Origin of the sequence: Muricoccus pecuniae (genome assembly GCF_014199205.1) — a bacterium.
Classification (GTDB): Bacteria; Pseudomonadota; Alphaproteobacteria; order Acetobacterales; family Acetobacteraceae; genus Roseomonas; species Roseomonas pecuniae.
Genome location: NZ_JACIJD010000004.1, coordinates 164,221 through 178,078, shown reverse-complemented (window position 1 = coordinate 178,078; position 13,858 = coordinate 164,221). Strand labels below are relative to the sequence as shown.

13 protein-coding genes are annotated in these 13,858 nt (G+C 71.7%); 8 read left to right on the top strand and 5 right to left on the bottom strand.

Annotated features, from left to right (window positions below; genetic code table 11):
* The first annotated feature begins 202 nt into the window (after positions 1-202).
* The 3 genes from FHS87_RS06170 to ychF all read left to right on the top strand — a co-directional run bounded on the left by FHS87_RS06170 (position 203) and on the right by ychF (position 2,703).
* Entirely contained in the window at positions 203-862 is a 660-nt protein-coding gene (locus tag FHS87_RS06170; RefSeq protein ID WP_184514979.1) for a 50S ribosomal protein L25/general stress protein Ctc, read from the top strand.
* 106 nt (positions 863-968) lie between these two features.
* Positions 969-1,541 (top strand): aminoacyl-tRNA hydrolase, encoded by a 573-nt coding sequence (gene pth / locus FHS87_RS06165; protein WP_184514977.1) that lies wholly within the window; start codon positions 969-971, stop codon positions 1,539-1,541.
* A gap of 67 nt (positions 1,542-1,608) precedes the next feature.
* Entirely contained in the window at positions 1,609-2,703 is a 1,095-nt protein-coding gene (gene ychF / locus FHS87_RS06160) for a redox-regulated ATPase YchF (protein ID WP_184514975.1), read from the top strand.
* Between the two features lie 122 nt (positions 2,704-2,825).
* On the opposite strand, the gene FHS87_RS06155 is transcribed toward ychF, so the two are convergent.
* The 5 genes from FHS87_RS06155 to FHS87_RS06135 form a co-directional block, all read right to left on the bottom strand.
* Complete coding sequence (locus tag FHS87_RS06155) at positions 2,826-3,008, bottom strand: hypothetical protein (RefSeq protein ID WP_184514973.1); 183 nt, start codon at positions 3,006-3,008, stop codon at positions 2,826-2,828.
* A gap of 91 nt (positions 3,009-3,099) precedes the next feature.
* On the bottom strand, positions 3,100-3,924 hold the full coding sequence (gene cysE / locus FHS87_RS06150) for a serine O-acetyltransferase (RefSeq protein WP_246418043.1): 825 nt from the start codon (positions 3,922-3,924) through the stop codon (positions 3,100-3,102).
* Positions 3,925-3,955: 31 nt separating this feature from the next.
* Positions 3,956-5,383, bottom strand: a complete 1,428-nt coding sequence (locus tag FHS87_RS06145) for a sensor histidine kinase (protein WP_184514971.1) — start codon at positions 5,381-5,383, stop codon at positions 3,956-3,958.
* A 145-nt stretch (positions 5,384-5,528) separates the two neighbouring features.
* Positions 5,529-6,221, bottom strand: coding sequence for a response regulator (locus FHS87_RS06140; protein WP_184514969.1), 693 nt, complete (start codon positions 6,219-6,221; stop codon positions 5,529-5,531).
* Complete coding sequence (locus tag FHS87_RS06135) at positions 6,218-6,868, bottom strand: MarR family winged helix-turn-helix transcriptional regulator (protein ID WP_184514967.1); 651 nt, start codon at positions 6,866-6,868, stop codon at positions 6,218-6,220. Before FHS87_RS06135 ends, FHS87_RS06140 begins: the two co-directional genes overlap by 4 nt.
* Before the next feature lie 378 nt (positions 6,869-7,246).
* Here FHS87_RS06135 and FHS87_RS06130 point away from each other — a divergent pair, with 378 nt between their 5' ends.
* The 5 genes from FHS87_RS06130 (at position 7,247) to FHS87_RS06110 (ending at position 13,843) form a co-directional block, all read left to right on the top strand.
* Positions 7,247-10,132 (top strand): 2-oxoglutarate dehydrogenase E1 component, encoded by a 2,886-nt coding sequence (locus tag FHS87_RS06130; RefSeq protein WP_184514965.1) that lies wholly within the window; start codon positions 7,247-7,249, stop codon positions 10,130-10,132.
* Positions 10,133-10,157: 25 nt separating this feature from the next.
* Positions 10,158-11,402 (top strand): 2-oxoglutarate dehydrogenase complex dihydrolipoyllysine-residue succinyltransferase, encoded by a 1,245-nt coding sequence (odhB, locus tag FHS87_RS06125; protein WP_184514963.1) that lies wholly within the window; start codon positions 10,158-10,160, stop codon positions 11,400-11,402.
* A gap of 171 nt (positions 11,403-11,573) precedes the next feature.
* Positions 11,574-11,966, top strand: a complete 393-nt coding sequence (locus FHS87_RS06120) for a GFA family protein (RefSeq protein WP_184514960.1) — start codon at positions 11,574-11,576, stop codon at positions 11,964-11,966.
* A gap of 123 nt (positions 11,967-12,089) precedes the next feature.
* Positions 12,090-13,481, top strand: coding sequence for a dihydrolipoyl dehydrogenase (gene lpdA / locus FHS87_RS06115; RefSeq protein WP_184514958.1), 1,392 nt, complete (start codon positions 12,090-12,092; stop codon positions 13,479-13,481).
* Between the two features lie 59 nt (positions 13,482-13,540).
* A complete protein-coding gene (locus tag FHS87_RS06110; RefSeq protein WP_184514957.1) occupies positions 13,541-13,843 on the top strand; it encodes a PGPGW domain-containing protein in 303 nt (100 codons plus the stop codon).
* Positions 13,844-13,858 lie beyond the last annotated feature (15 nt).

The window sequence follows — 13,858 nt, the reverse complement described above, 5'->3', positions numbered from 1 at the left end:
CGCGCCTCCTCCCCGCCGCGGAATCGTCCCGGACCTGCCGCCGGGCTTGCCCCCGAACTTGCTGACAAGCTTGCCCTGGGGGCCGCCGCCCGCTAAACCCCCGCCCGCGTCGGCACCCCTGGAGGCCGGCGCGTTTCCGCATGCCCGGCGATCAGCCATGGGGGCGGCGGAAGGCAACCCAATTCGCGAAGGAATGACGGCAATGGTCCAGACCATCCGGATCGAGGCCGCGGCGCGCGAGCGGGCCGGTAAGGGGGCGGCGCGCGCGACCCGGCGTGGGGGCTCTGTCCCCGCAGTGATCTACGGGGCGAAGCAGGAGGCGACCCTTCTGTCCCTCGACCCCCGCGACGTGATGAAGGAGCTGCACAAGGGCGGCTGGCAGTCCCACCTATACGAGGTGGCGGTGGCCGGCGGCGCGACCGAGCGCTGCCTGATGCGCGACGTTCAGTTCCACCCCGTCTCCGACCAGCCCATCCATGTGGACTTCCAGCGGCTCGCCGCCGGGCAGAAGATCCGCGTGCGCGTGCCGGTCGTGCTGCTGGGCGAGGACGTGTCCCCCGGCATCAAGGCGGGCGGCGTTCCCAACCTCGTCCGCCGCGACCTCGAGGTGCTGTCGGACCCCGACAACGTGCCCGAGCGCTTCGAGCTGGACGTGTCCGCCGCGGAGATCGGCGACACGCTGCGCTGGTCCAACGTGCGCGACCATGGCGGCACCTCGCCGACCATCGCCCGCGACTTCGTCGTGCTGACGATCGCCCCGCCGGTGGTGGTGGAGGAGGTCGTCATCCAGGCGCCGGCGGCCACCCCGGCCGACGCCAAGGGCAAGGGCGGCAAGGGCGCCGCGCCCGCCAAGAAGAAGTAAGGGCGAGGGGAGGGCAGAGGCCCTTCCCCTTTCCGAGCGTCTGGGGCGCGCCCGCGAGAGCGGCGCGCCCCATTCTTTAGCGGCCATTCGATGAGGGGCGGTGGGGATGCTGCTTTGGGTCGGGCTCGGGAATCCCGGGGCGGAGCACGCGCGGCAGCGGCACAACATCGGCTTCATGGCGGTGGAGCGCATCGCCTCCCGCCACCGCTTCGCCCCCTGGCGCAGCCGCTTCAAGGGCGAGGTGTCCGAGGGCTCGATCGCGGGGCAGCGGATCGTCCTGCTGAAGCCGCAGACCTACATGAACGACAGCGGCAACTCGGTGCAGCCCGCCGCCGCCTTCCACAAGATCCCGGTCTCCGACATCACCGCCTTCCACGACGAGCTGGACCTCGCCCCCGGCAGGACGCGGGTGAAGAAGGGCGGCGGGGCGGCCGGACACAACGGGCTGCGCGACATGCAGCGCGCCCTCTCCAGCCCCGATTTCTGGCGTATCCGCCTCGGCATCGGCCATCCCGGGCACAAGGACCGCGTCCATGGCCACGTCCTCGGCAACTTCGCCAAGGTGGATGCGGAGTGGCTGGACCGGCTGCTGGATGCCCTGGCCGAGGCCGCGCCCCTGCTCGCCGAGGGAAAGCCGGAGGAGTTCAACACCCGGGTGGCGCTGCTCACCCAGGGCTAGCGCCCGCCTGCACCCCGGCGTAAGCCACGCGCCGAATTCCCCAACACGCACGGAACACCCCGCCACCATGGGCTTCAATTGCGGCATCGTGGGCCTGCCCAATGTGGGCAAGTCCACCCTCTTCAACGCGCTGACCCAGACGGCCGCCGCCCAGGCCGCCAACTACCCCTTCTGCACGATCGAGCCGAATGTCGGCCGCGTGGCCGTGCCCGATCCCCGGCTCGACGAGCTGGCGCGGATCGGCAAGTCGATCAAGAAGGTGCCGACGAGCCTCGAATTCGTGGACATCGCCGGGCTCGTCCGCGGCGCCTCGCGCGGGGAGGGGCTGGGCAACCAGTTCCTGGCCAACATCCGGGAGGTGGACGCCATCGTCCACGTCCTCCGCTGCTTCGAGGACGGGGACATCACCCATGTCGAGGGCAGCGTGGACCCCGTGCGGGACGCGGAGACGGTCGAGACCGAGCTGATGCTGGCCGACCTCGACAGCCTGGAGAAGCGCCTGGTCCCCGCCCAGAAGAAGGCGAAGAACGGCGACAAGGAGAGCGCGGCCTTCGTGGCGCTGGCCGAGCCGATCATCGCCGCCCTCTCCGCCGGCAAGCCCGCCCGCACCGCCGTGCCGAAGGGTGAGGAGGCCGCCGCCGCGCGCCTGCAGCTGATGACGACGAAGCCCGTCCTCTATGTCTGCAACGTGGAGGAGGGATCGGCCGCCACCGGCAACGCCCATTCCGCCCGCGTGGAGGAGATGGCGCGGGCCCAGGGCGCGAAGGCGGTGATCGTCTCCGCCGCCATCGAGGACGAGATCAGCCAGATGGCCGAGGGGGACCGGGCGGAGTTCCTCGACAGCCTCGGGCTGCATGACAGCGGCCTCGATCGCATCATCCGCGCCGGCTACGAGCTGCTGGGCCTGATCACCTACTTCACCGTCGGCCCCAAGGAATCGCGGGCCTGGACGATCAACCGCGGCACCAAGGCCCCCCAGGCCGCCGCCGTGATCCACAACGACTTCGAGCGCGGCTTCATCGCCTGCGAGACCATCGCCTATGACGACTTCGTCGCGCTGGGCGGGGAAGGGGGCGCGAAGGAGGCCGGGAAGATGCGGGTGGAGGGCAAGGAATACGTCGTGAAGGACGGCGACGTGTTGCTCTTCCGGTTCAACGTCTGAGCAGTGCCCGTGAAGGGCGCATGAGAAAGGGGCCCGGCGGTCATCCCGCCGGGCCCCTCTCATTTCCCCCTCAAAGGGCGCAGTTTGCGCCCCCGGGCGTAGTTTGCGCCCGGAGCGCTGCCTCAGCGCGCGACGCGGCGGTGCTGGCGCGCCGGGCGGCGGGCGTGGTGGCGGCGGGCGACCTCCTGGGTCACGGACGCCGTCTCACGGGCGGCCTCGACCGTGGTGGTCATGGCGCCCGGCGCCACAGCATGGCCCGTGCTCGCCAGGCTGGCGAAAGCAACGACGAAGAAAGAACCGATCATCCAACGCATTGGCGCCTCATCTCCCCTGATGGCCTGAAGATGATGGCGTAACCAACGCTCACAATCATGTGAAATTCCGGAAAGGTGCCGGTCAGCTCCCCGTAGGGATGCTCTGGTCCATGGCGAGCGCCGGCACGGCGTCCCGGCACCATCCCACCACCCGCGCGGGCACGCCGGCCACCGTCGCGCAGGGCGGCACGTCGGCCAGCACCACGCTTCCCGCGCCCACCTTCGCGCCGCGGCCGACGGTGATGTTCCCCAGCACCTTCGCCCCGGCCGAGAGAAGCACGCCGTCCCGCACCTTCGGATGGCGGTCCCCCGTCTCCTTGCCCGTGCCGCCGAGCGTCACCTCCTGGAGGATGGAGACGTCGTTGCCGATCACGGCGGTCTCCCCGACCACCACCCCCGTCGCGTGGTCGATGAACACGCCGCGCCCGACGGGCACGGCGGGGTGCATGTCCACCCCGAAGACGAGGGAGCAGCGGCTCTGGAGATAGAGGGCGAGGTCGTGCCGCCCGTCGCGCCAGAGCCCGTGCGCGACCCGGTGCCAGGTGAGGGCGTGGAAGCCCTTGTAGTGGAGGAAGGGGGCCAGCCAGCCGCGCGCCGCCGGGTCCCGCCGGCGATTGGCCGAGAGGTCGGCGACGGCCAGCGCCACGAGGTCGGGCCCGGCTGCGCGCACGAGGTCCTCCAGCCGCTCGGCCGGCATCAGCGGCTCGGCCAGCTTGCGGGCGAGGAGCGCGGCCAGCGCCGGCGCCAGCGCCTCGTGCCGGAGGACCGAGAGCTCGAGGAAGCCGCGCAGCACCGGCTCCGCGCCCGCGGCGGTGGCGGCCTCGGCGTGCAGCGCGGCCCACAGCGCCTCGGCGCTCCGCGGGAAGGGCGCGGCCTCGGTGCCCGGCTCCGTCCTCATCCCGTCCATCGTCATGCTCTCCTGCTGGCCGGCGACTGCATCAGATCGGCAGGCGGATCGTCGCGCGCAAGCCGCCCATCCCGCTCTCCCCGAGCACGATCTCCCCCCCATGGGCGCGGGCGATGTCGCGCGCAATGGTGAGGCCGAGGCCGGTGCCGCCGGCCGAGAAGCTCGCGAAGGGACGGAAGGCCCCCTCCCGCGAGGCCTCGGGGATGCCCGGCCCGTCGTCATCCACGGACACCTCCGCCCAGCCCGGGGCGAGCCGCACCCCGATCGCCACCCGCCCCGCATGGCGGCGGGCATTGCCGATCAGGTTGCCGAGGCAGCGGCGCATGGCGTCGGCCCGCAATGGCAAGGTGAGGGAATCCGGCGCCTCCACCGCCACGGCCGGCCCGTCCGCCGCGCTGCGCGAGGCGACCTCCCGCACGAGGGCGACGAGGTCCGTCGGCACGGGCGACTCCAGCACCTCCCCGCGCGCGAAGGCGAGATAGGAGGCGACCATGCGCTCCATCTCCTCCAGGTCCCCGGTCATGGCCGCCGCGTCCTCCTGCGCGTCGGCGGGCAGCATGGCGAGGCCGAGGCGCAGCCGGGTGAGGGGGGTGCGGAGGTCGTGGCTGATGCCGGCCAGCATCTCCGTGCGCTGGGCGACGAAGCGGCGGATATTGGCGCGCATGCCGTTGAAGGCGGCCGCCGCCTGCCGGACCTCGGCCGCCCCCTCGGGCTTGATGGGGCCGGAATCGCGCCCCTTGCCGAAGGCTTCCGCCGCCGCGGCCAGGCGGCGCAGCGCGCGCACCTGGTTCTTCATGAACAGCGCCGCCGCTAGGAAGAGCAGGGAGGCCGCGCCGACGAGCCAGATGACGAAGACGTAGAGCGTGCCGGAGAAGAGGCGCTTCCGTGGCGCCTCCACATGCAGCACGCCGTCGGGCAGGCCGACGCGGATGATCACGCTGCGCGGGTCGCTCTGCCAGTCCGTGTCGAAGGGCAGGCGCACGCGCTCGCGCAGCGCGTTCTCCAGGTCCTCTTCCAGGGGGAGCAGGGGCAGGCTGGCCGGGCGCGCGGCGGGGCGGCCGAGATAGGCGCCCGGCTCGAAGGCGAGGGAGAGCTCCAGCCGCCAGGCGGCCTCGCGGAAGATCCAGCCGCGCTCCTCCTGCACGGGGTAGCGGGAGAGCAGCTCCACCACCATGCCCACATCCCCCGCCACGCCGCCGGCGAGGCGGCGCGAGATGATGTCGAGATGCGTGCCGTAGAAGATCTGCAGCGCGATGCCCTGGGTGACCACCAGGGGGATGAGCACGATGAGCAAGGAGCGGGCGAGCAGCCCGCGCGGCACGAGCGGGCGGAGCACGGCGCCGACCAGGCCGCGCCAGCGGCGCCGGCGGGTCCAGGCGGGCGGGGCGGGGCGGGCCTCGGGCTCATCCCCCCAGGCCGGGTCGGGCCCGAGGGCGGACGGGCCGATATCCGGTGCCATGGTGATCCTCCGCGCCTGGCCGGGGGGTGCGGCGCACCGCTCGTTCCGGGCCGCCCCCCGGCGCGACAGGGAGCGGCAGGAGGAGGGAGGCCCTTCGGCGAAGGTTTAGCCGGGTTGCCCACCCGGTAGGAAGGCTGCGGGCGGCTCAGCCGCCGGGGCGGAGCACGTAGCCCTTGTGCCGCACGGTGTGCAGGAAGCGCGGCTCGCGCGGGTCCGGCTCGATCTTGCGGCGGAGGCGGGTGACGGTCACGTCCACCGCGCGCTCCCCGGCCTCGGGGCTGCCCATGGCGGCGGCGATCTCCTCCCGCGAGAGCACCTCCCCCGCCCGCCGGGCGAGGGCGACGAGCAGCGCCGCCTCGCCCCCGGTCAGCCGCGTCACCCCCTCCGGCCCGCGCAGCTCGCCCCGCTCCGCGTCGAACCAGCGCAGGCCGAGCTGGACGGGGGGCAGGTGGACGACGGCGGGCGGCGCGGCGCGGCGGAGGATGGTGCGGATCCGCAGCGCCAGCTCCCGGGGGTCGAAGGGCTTGGCGAGGTAGTCGTCCGCCCCGTGCTCGAAGCCCGCGATCCGGTCGTCCGGGGCGCCGGCGGCGGTGAGCATCAGCACGGGCACGTCCTGCCCCCCGCGGCGGAGACTCTCGGTCAGGGCCAGCCCCGTCTCCCCCGGCATCATCACGTCGAGCACCATCAGGTCGAACTCCATCGCCCCCAGCGCCTGCCGGGCGGCGGCGGCGTCGGCGGCGGTGGTCACGCGGAAGCCCTGCTCGGCCAGGAAGCGCTGGAGCAGGGCGCGCAGCCGCGCGTCGTCATCGACCACGAGAAGATGCGCGGAGTCGTTCACGGGGTCTTGTCCGGGGTGGCGGGTCGGGTGGGCGAGGCGGGCCGCGCCGGGGCGGGGCGGGAGGCCGCGGGGGGGACGGCGCGGACGGACGGGCGGTCCGCGCCCCCCAGCCGCTCGAGCGAGCGCCGCGCCTCCGGGCCCATCAGCCCGCGCATGACGTGGCGGAAGCCCTCCACCGCCACGGGGCCGGCCTCGCGATAGGCGCGGGTGATCGTCTCCCGCTGGCGCTCGAAGAGCCGCCGCTCCAGCGCCTCGCCCTCGGGGGTGAGGGAGAGGAGGCGCTGGCGCCGGTCCGCGCGCCCGGGGCTCTGCGCGACGAAGCCGCCCTGGACGAGCGGGGTGAGCACGCGGGAGAGCGACTGCTTCGTGATGCCGAGGATGGAGAGGAGTTCCCCCACGGTCAGCCCGGGGCGGCGGCCGAGGAAGTGCAGCACGCGGTGATGCGCCCGCCCCATCCCCATCTCGGCCAGGATGGCGTCCGGCCCTGCGGTGAAGTCGCGGTAGCCGAAGAAGAGGAGGTCCTGGGCGAGGCGCAGCTCCTCCTCCCTGAGGAAGAGAAGGTTCCGCCCCGCCGCGCCCGCCCCGCTTCCCCCGGGGCTGCCCGGGTGGCCGATCGGCCCGCCGCGCGTGTCCGTTGCCTCAGCCATGTGCTCCCGCCGACCTCCCGCTCCGCCCTTGTCGCCCGGGCTGTTTGAGAGGGCATTCTGGCAGGGGTTGGGCAGGGGCAGGAAGGGCGGCGCGCCCTCCTCTCGCCCGTGGTGCGGCGCGAAGGCCCGGTTTCGGGCCGATTGGGCGGCAACCCGCCTTGCGCCGCCCTGACATGCCGGTAAAGACGGATGACAAGAGGCGCGCCAGGAACCAATTGGTGCGCGGGAGCCCCGGCGAGGCCCGGGAGAGAAACAGGATGGAAACGGATACAGGTCCAGAAATTGCGTGCCGGCCCCGCCCGGCGGCATTGCCCTGCCATAGACCTGCCCCGTTCGCGTCCTAACCCCCACCAGACCGTAGCCGAGAAACGGAAGATCATGCCCGGAGTGGACATCCTAGCCAGCGCGATGACGGGGGCGAACGCCACCTTCCTCGCCGATCTCTATGCCCGCTGGGTCCAGGCCCCGGACAGCGTCGATCCCTCCTTCGCCGAGCTTTTCGCCGCACTGAACGACGACGCCCGCGCCGTGCTGCAGGACGCCTCCGGCGCGTCCTGGGCGCCCCGCCCCCGTGGCGGCTTCGCGCCCGAGCCCGAGGCGCCCGCCCCGGCCAAGGGGGGCAAGGGCGGCGCGGCGCCCGCGGCCAAGGCCGCCGACCCCGCGGCGAGCCGCCAGCAGGTGGTCGATTCGCTGCGCGCCCTCATGCTCATCCGCGCCTACCGCGTGCGCGGCCACCTCGAGGCGGATCTCGACCCCCTGGGCCTGCAGAAGAAGAAGGCCCATCCGGAGCTCGACCCCGCGACCTACGGCTTCTCCGCCGCCGATCTCGACCGCCCGATCTTCATCGACAAGGTTCTGGGCCGCGAGACGGCGACGCTGCGCGAGATCCTCTCGATCCTGAAGGCCAGCTACTGCGGCCCGATCGGCGTCGAGTTCATGCATATCCAGGACCCCGAGCAGAAGGCCTTCATCCAGCAGCGCATCGAGGGCGCGCCCTGGACCCGCGCCTTCGGGGCGGAGGACAAGCGCACCATCCTGGACCAGCTGACGGCCGCGGAGGGCTTCGAGGCCTATTGCGCCAGGAAGTTCGTGGGCACCAAGCGCTTCGGGCTCGAGGGCGGTGAATCCACTATCCCCGCGCTGCAGGCGATCATCGCCGAGGGCGCGAAGGCCGGGGTCAACGAGATCGCCATCGGCATGGCGCATCGCGGCCGCCTGTCCACGCTGGTGAACGTGGTGAAGAAGTCCTTCACCCAGGTCTTCGCCGAGTTCAAGGGCGCCGGCCATGCCGAGGACGTCCAGGGCTCGGGCGACGTGAAGTACCACCTGGGCACCTCGACCGACGTGGAGATCGAGGGGCGGCAGGTCCATCTCTCCCTTCAGCCCAACCCCTCCCATCTGGAGGCGGTGGACCCCGTGGTGGTGGGCAAGGTGCGCGCGCGGCAGGACATGGCGGGCGACACCAAGGGCCGCCACTCCGTCATGGGCATCCTGCTCCACGGCGACGCGGCCTTCGCCGGTCAGGGCGTGGTCTATGAGACGATGGCGATGAGCCAGCTCATCGGCTACCGCGTCGGCGGCACCGTGCATGTGGTGACGAACAACCAGATCGGCTTCACCACCACCCCCGCCCACGCCTATTCCGGCCTCTACTGCACCGACATCGCCAAGTCCGTGCAGGCACCGATCCTGCACGTGAACGGGGACGATCCGGAGGCCGTGGTGTTCTGCGCCCGGCTCGCCACCGAGTTCCGGATGAAGTTCTCCTCGGACGTCGTGCTCGACATCGTCTGCTACCGCCGCCACGGCCATAACGAGAGCGACGAGCCGGCCTTCACCCAGCCCCTGATGTATGCCCGCATCAAGGAGATGCCGACGACGCGCACGAAGTACGCGCAGCGACTGGCCGCCGAGGGCTCCGTGCCCGAGGCCGAGGCGAAGGCCTTGCAGGACGCCTTCTTCGCCAGGATGGACGAGGCCTTCCAGGCTTCCCAGACCTTCAAGCCGAACAAGGCCGACTGGCTGGAAGGCCACTGGTCCGGGCTGAAGGCCCCGGGCAATGACGAGCCGGAGGAGCACACGGACACCGCCGTTCAGGCGGAGGTGCTGCGCGAGGTCGGGGCCGCCCTCTCCCGCGTGCCGGAGGGCTTCGGCGCCAATCCGAAGATCCTGCGCCAGCTCGAGGCCAAGCGGCAGGCGATCGAGTCCGGCGAGGGCATCGACTGGGCGACCGGCGAGGCGCTGGCCTTCGGCTCCCTGCTGGTGGAGGGTCATCGCGTCCGCCTCTCCGGCGAGGACGTGCAGCGCGGCACCTTCTCCCAGCGCCACGCCTACCTGATCGACCAGCAGACCCAGGCCGAATACGTCCCGCTGAACAACATCCGCGAGGGGCAGAAGCGCCTGGAAGCCTTCAACTCCCTTCTCTCGGAGTTCGGGGTGCTGGGCTTCGACTACGGCTACTCCCTGGCCGACCCGAACACGCTCGTGCTCTGGGAGGGCCAGTTCGGCGACTTCGCGAACGGCGCACAGGTCATCATCGACCAGTTCATCGCCTCCGCCGAGACGAAGTGGCTGCGCATGTCCGGCCTCGTGATGCTGCTGCCGCACGGCTATGAGGGGCAGGGGCCGGAGCACTCCTCCGCGCGCCTGGAGCGCTATCTCCAGCTCTGCGCGGAGCGGAACATGCGGGTGGGGAACATCACGACACCCGCGAACTACTTCCACGCACTGCGGCGCCAGATGCGGGCGAACTATCGCAAGCCGCTGGTGCTGATGACGCCGAAGTCCCTGCTGCGGCACAAGCTGGCCACCTCCGCCCTCGCCGAGTTCGGCCCGGGCAGCCGCTTCCAGACCGTCCTGCCCGAGACGGACGAGCTGGTGGCGCCGGAGGGGGTGCGCCGCGTCGTGCTCTGCACCGGCAAGGTCTATTACGACCTGCTGCAGGAGCGCCGGGACAAGGGCGTGAAGGATGTGGCGATCATCCGGCTGGAGCAGCTTTACCCCTTCCCGAGCGTCACCCTTCCCAAGGTCCTCGCGCCCTACAGCGCGGCCGAGGTGGTGTGGTGCCAGGAGGAGCCGGAGAACATGGGCGCCTGGCATTTCCTCGACCGCCGGATCGAGGGCGTGCTGGAGAAGCTGGGCGGCAAGGCCCGCCGCCCGAGCTATGTCGGCCGCGCCGCCGCCGCCAGCCCCGCGACGGGGCTTGCCAAGGTGCACGCGCAGCAGCAGGAAGCGCTGGTTCGCCAGGCGCTCGGGTTGTCCTGAGACGGCAGGGCTGTAGGAAAGACAGATGACCGAGATCCTGGTGCCCACGCTGGGCGAGAGCGTTTCCACGGCCACCGTCGCGCGCTGGCTGAAGAAGGTGGGCGAATCGGTGGCCGCCGACGAGCCGCTGGTCGAGCTGGAGACGGACAAGGTGACGGTGGAGGTGAACGCCCCCTCCGCCGGCACCATCGAGAGCATCGCCGCCGATGAGGGCGCCGAGGTGGAGCCGGGCGGTGTGCTCGGCACGCTGGGCGCGGGTACCGGCGCGGGCGCTGTCAAGCCCGCCCCGGCGGCCGCCCCGGCCCCCGCCGCCTCCGGCCCGAAGGTCGAGGAGCCGCGCACCCCGGCCGGCCCGGTGTCCCGCCCCGGCGGTGCCGAGCCCTCCGCCCATGCCCCGCTGCCCGCCGCGGCGAAGATGATGTCCGAGAAGGGCGTCACCGCGGAGCAGATCGGCCAGGGCAGCGCGAAGGACGGCCGGATCGCCAAGGGCGACGTGCTGGAGTTCCTGTCCCGCCCGGCGGCCGCTGCCGCGCCGGCCCCTGCCGCCAAGGCTGCCCCGCGCAGCCTCCAGGCGGGCGAGGAGCGGGTGAAGATGACCCGCCTGCGCCTGACCATCGCGCGGCGCCTGAAGGAGGCGCAGAACACCGCCGCCATGCTCACCACCTTCAACGAGGTGGACATGTCGGCCGCGATGGCGCTGCGCGCCGAGTACAAGGACGCCTTCGAGAAGAAGCACGGCGTGAAGCTCGGCTTCATGTCCTTCTTCGTGAAGGCCTGCGTCGCCGCGCTGCAGGAGTTCCCGGCGGTGAACGCCGAGATCGACGGCGACGAGATCGTCTACAAGAACTTCGTGAACATGGGCATCGCGGTGGGCGGGCCCTCCGGCCTCGTCGTGCCCGTGCTGCGGAACGCGCAGGACCTCTCCTTCGCCGGCGTCGAGAAGGCGATCGGCGATTTCGGCAAGCGCGTGCGCGAGGGCCAGCTGAAGCTCGAGGAGATGGCGGGCGGCAGCTTCACCATCACCAATGGCGGCATCTACGGCTCGCTCATGTCCACCCCGATCCTGAACCCGCCCCAGTCCGGCATCCTCGGGATGCACGCGATCAAGGAGCGGCCGATGGTGGTGGGCGGCAAGATCGAGATCCGCCCGATGATGTACATCGCGCTGAGCTACGACCACCGGATCGTGGACGGGAAGGAGGCGGTGTCCTTCCTCGTGCGCGTGAAGGAGAGCGTGGAGGACGCGCGGCGCCTGCTGCTCGGCCTCTGATGCTTTCCATCTGATGGAATGGTGCGGGCCGGGAGGGGCGACCCTCCCGGCCCGTTTCCGTTCCGGCCCCCCGGCCATGCTAGGTTCCCCCCGGTGAAGCCCTGCATGGCAGGGCTTCACCGGGGAAGGCCCTGCCGTGCAGGGCTTCCCCGGGGGAAGGGGAGGGTGCCGATGCTGACCGGCCGATGCCATTGCGGGGCCATCCGCTACGAGATGCCGGACGAGGTGCTGCACCACGCCCTCTGCCACTGCTCGGACTGCCGACGCCATGCCGGGGCGCCGATGGTGGGCTGGGCCATGGTCCCGGCCGGGGCGCTGAAGGTGGAGGGCGAACCGGTGGTCTACCCCTCCTCCGAGCACGGGCGGCGCCACTTCTGCGGGCGCTGCGGCACGGGGCTGTTCTACGTGAACGAGGCGATGCTGCCGGGGATGGTCGATATCCAGACCGGCACGCTGGACGACCCCGACGCCCTGCCGCCCGGGGCGCAGATCCAGGTGGCCGAGCGGCTGCGCTGGATGCGGCGGCTGGACGAGTTGCCGGAGTTCGAGCGCTATCCCGGATAGGGTGGGCCGGCGGAATGCGGCCCGGTCAACCCTGCCGGGACCGATATCCGCGCCCTGCACCCTTCAAGGAAAGGCCCCGGGCTGCTACCTGCCCCCGGAAGATCATTGCAAGGCCCGTCCACCATGCCCGACTCCTTCGATCTCATCGTCATCGGCTCCGGCCCCGGCGGCTATGTCTGCGCCATCCGGGCCGCGCAGCTCGGCATGAAGGTCGCCTGCGTGGAGAAGCGGGAGACGCTCGGCGGCACCTGCCTCAACATCGGCTGCATCCCCTCCAAGGCGCTGCTCCAGTCCTCCGAGAACTTCGAGGAGATCGCCCACAAGTTCGCCGACCACGGCATCACCGTGGAGGGCATCAAGCTCGACCTCGCCCGGATGCAGGCCCGCAAGGGGGAGGTGGTCTCGGCCAACACCAAGGGCGTCGAGTTCCTCTTCCGCAAGAACAAGGTCACCTGGCTGAAGGGCGCTGGGAAGATCACGGCGCCGGGCAAGGTCGAGGTGGCCGGCACCACCTATGAGACGAAGAACATCGTCATCGCCACGGGCAGCGACAGCATCCCGCTGCGCGGCGTGGAGATCGACGAGAAGACCGTCGTCACCTCCACCGGCGCGCTGGAGCTGGAGAGCGTGCCCAAGCACCTCGTCGTCATCGGCGGCGGCGTGATCGGGCTGGAGCTGGGCAGCGTGTGGCGCCGCCTCGGCGCCGAGGTGACGGTGATCGAGTTCCTCGACCGCATCCTCCCCGGCATGGACACGGAGATCGCCAAGAACTTCGAGCGCGTGCTGACGAAGCAGGGCTTCAAGTTCAAGCTCGGCCACAAGGTCACGGGCGCGACCAGGACCGAGGCGGGCATCTCCCTCTCGGTCGAGCCGGCCAAGGGCGGCGAGGCGCAGACGGTCGAGGCGGATGTCGTGCTCGTCGCCATCGGCCGCCGCCCCTATGTCGAGGGGCTCGGGCTGGAGGCCGTCGGCGTGGCGCTGGACGAGCGCGGCCGGGTGAGGACCGACGAGCACTTCGCGACCAATGTCCCCGGCATCTACGCCATCGGCGACGTGATCGCGGGCGCCATGCTCGCCCACAAGGCCGAGGACGAGGGCGTGGCGGTGGCCGAGATCCTGGCCGGGCAGCACGGCCATGTGAACTACGGCGCCATCCCCGGCATCGTCTACACCTGGCCCGAGGTCGCCGCCGTGGGCGCCACCGAGGACGAGCTGAAGGCGGCGGGCACGGCCTACAAGGTCGGCAAGTTCCCCTTCACCGCCAATGGCCGGGCCCGCGCCATGGGCGACCTGGACGGCTTCGTGAAGATCCTCGCGGACAAGACGACCGACCGCGTGCTCGGCGCCCATATCCTCGGCCCCGATGCCGGGCACCTCATCGCCGAGATGGTCACGGCCATCGAGTTCGGCGCCAGCGCCGAGGACGTGGCCCGCATCTGCCACGCCCACCCGACGCTGAGCGAATCGGTGAAGGAGGCCGCGCTGGCCGTGGACGGGCGCCCCATTCACATCTGATCTGACAAGCCCGCGCGCCCCGGTTGATCCGCGGGGCGCGCGGGCCATCTGGCGGCGGGATGGATCACGCCCGCCCCGCCTTCGTCACGCTCAACCCCCGCCCCGGCCGCAAGGCGCTGGGATGGTTCTTCATGGTGGTGGGCGTGCTCGGCTGCATCCTGCCCTTCCTTCAGGGCTTCATCTTCCTCGCCCTCGGGCTCTTCGTGCTGCGGGACCAGTATCTCTGGGCCGCGAACCGCTGGGCCTGGGTGGAGGGACGCTGGCCGAACGCCGTCTCGCGGATCGAGCGGATGGAGGCCTCCCTCGGCGGCCGGATGCAGGGCTGGGGCCGCGGCATCCGCCGGGCGCTCGGCCGGGGGTAGAAGCCCCCCGATGCG

Bases quoted from the DNA above. Each gene is read 5' to 3' on its own strand.
- FHS87_RS06170 (WP_184514979.1), top strand. From the start codon at position 203: ATGGTCCAGACCATCCGGATCGAGGCCGCGGCGCGCGAGCGGGCCGGT.
- pth (WP_184514977.1), top strand. From the start codon at position 969: ATGCTGCTTTGGGTCGGGCTCGGGAATCCCGGGGCGGAGCACGCGCGG.
- ychF (WP_184514975.1), top strand. From the start codon at position 1,609: ATGGGCTTCAATTGCGGCATCGTGGGCCTGCCCAATGTGGGCAAGTCC.
- FHS87_RS06155 (WP_184514973.1), bottom strand. From the start codon at position 3,008: ATGATCGGTTCTTTCTTCGTCGTTGCTTTCGCCAGCCTGGCGAGCACG.
- cysE (WP_246418043.1), bottom strand. From the start codon at position 3,924: ATGGACGGGATGAGGACGGAGCCGGGCACCGAGGCCGCGCCCTTCCCG.
- FHS87_RS06145 (WP_184514971.1), bottom strand. From the start codon at position 5,383: ATGGCACCGGATATCGGCCCGTCCGCCCTCGGGCCCGACCCGGCCTGG.
- FHS87_RS06135 (WP_184514967.1), bottom strand. From the start codon at position 6,868: ATGGCTGAGGCAACGGACACGCGCGGCGGGCCGATCGGCCACCCGGGC.
- FHS87_RS06130 (WP_184514965.1), top strand. From the start codon at position 7,247: ATGCCCGGAGTGGACATCCTAGCCAGCGCGATGACGGGGGCGAACGCC.
- odhB (WP_184514963.1), top strand. From the start codon at position 10,158: ATGACCGAGATCCTGGTGCCCACGCTGGGCGAGAGCGTTTCCACGGCC.
- FHS87_RS06120 (WP_184514960.1), top strand. From the start codon at position 11,574: ATGCTGACCGGCCGATGCCATTGCGGGGCCATCCGCTACGAGATGCCG.
- lpdA (WP_184514958.1), top strand. From the start codon at position 12,090: ATGCCCGACTCCTTCGATCTCATCGTCATCGGCTCCGGCCCCGGCGGC.
- FHS87_RS06110 (WP_184514957.1), top strand. From the start codon at position 13,541: ATGGATCACGCCCGCCCCGCCTTCGTCACGCTCAACCCCCGCCCCGGC.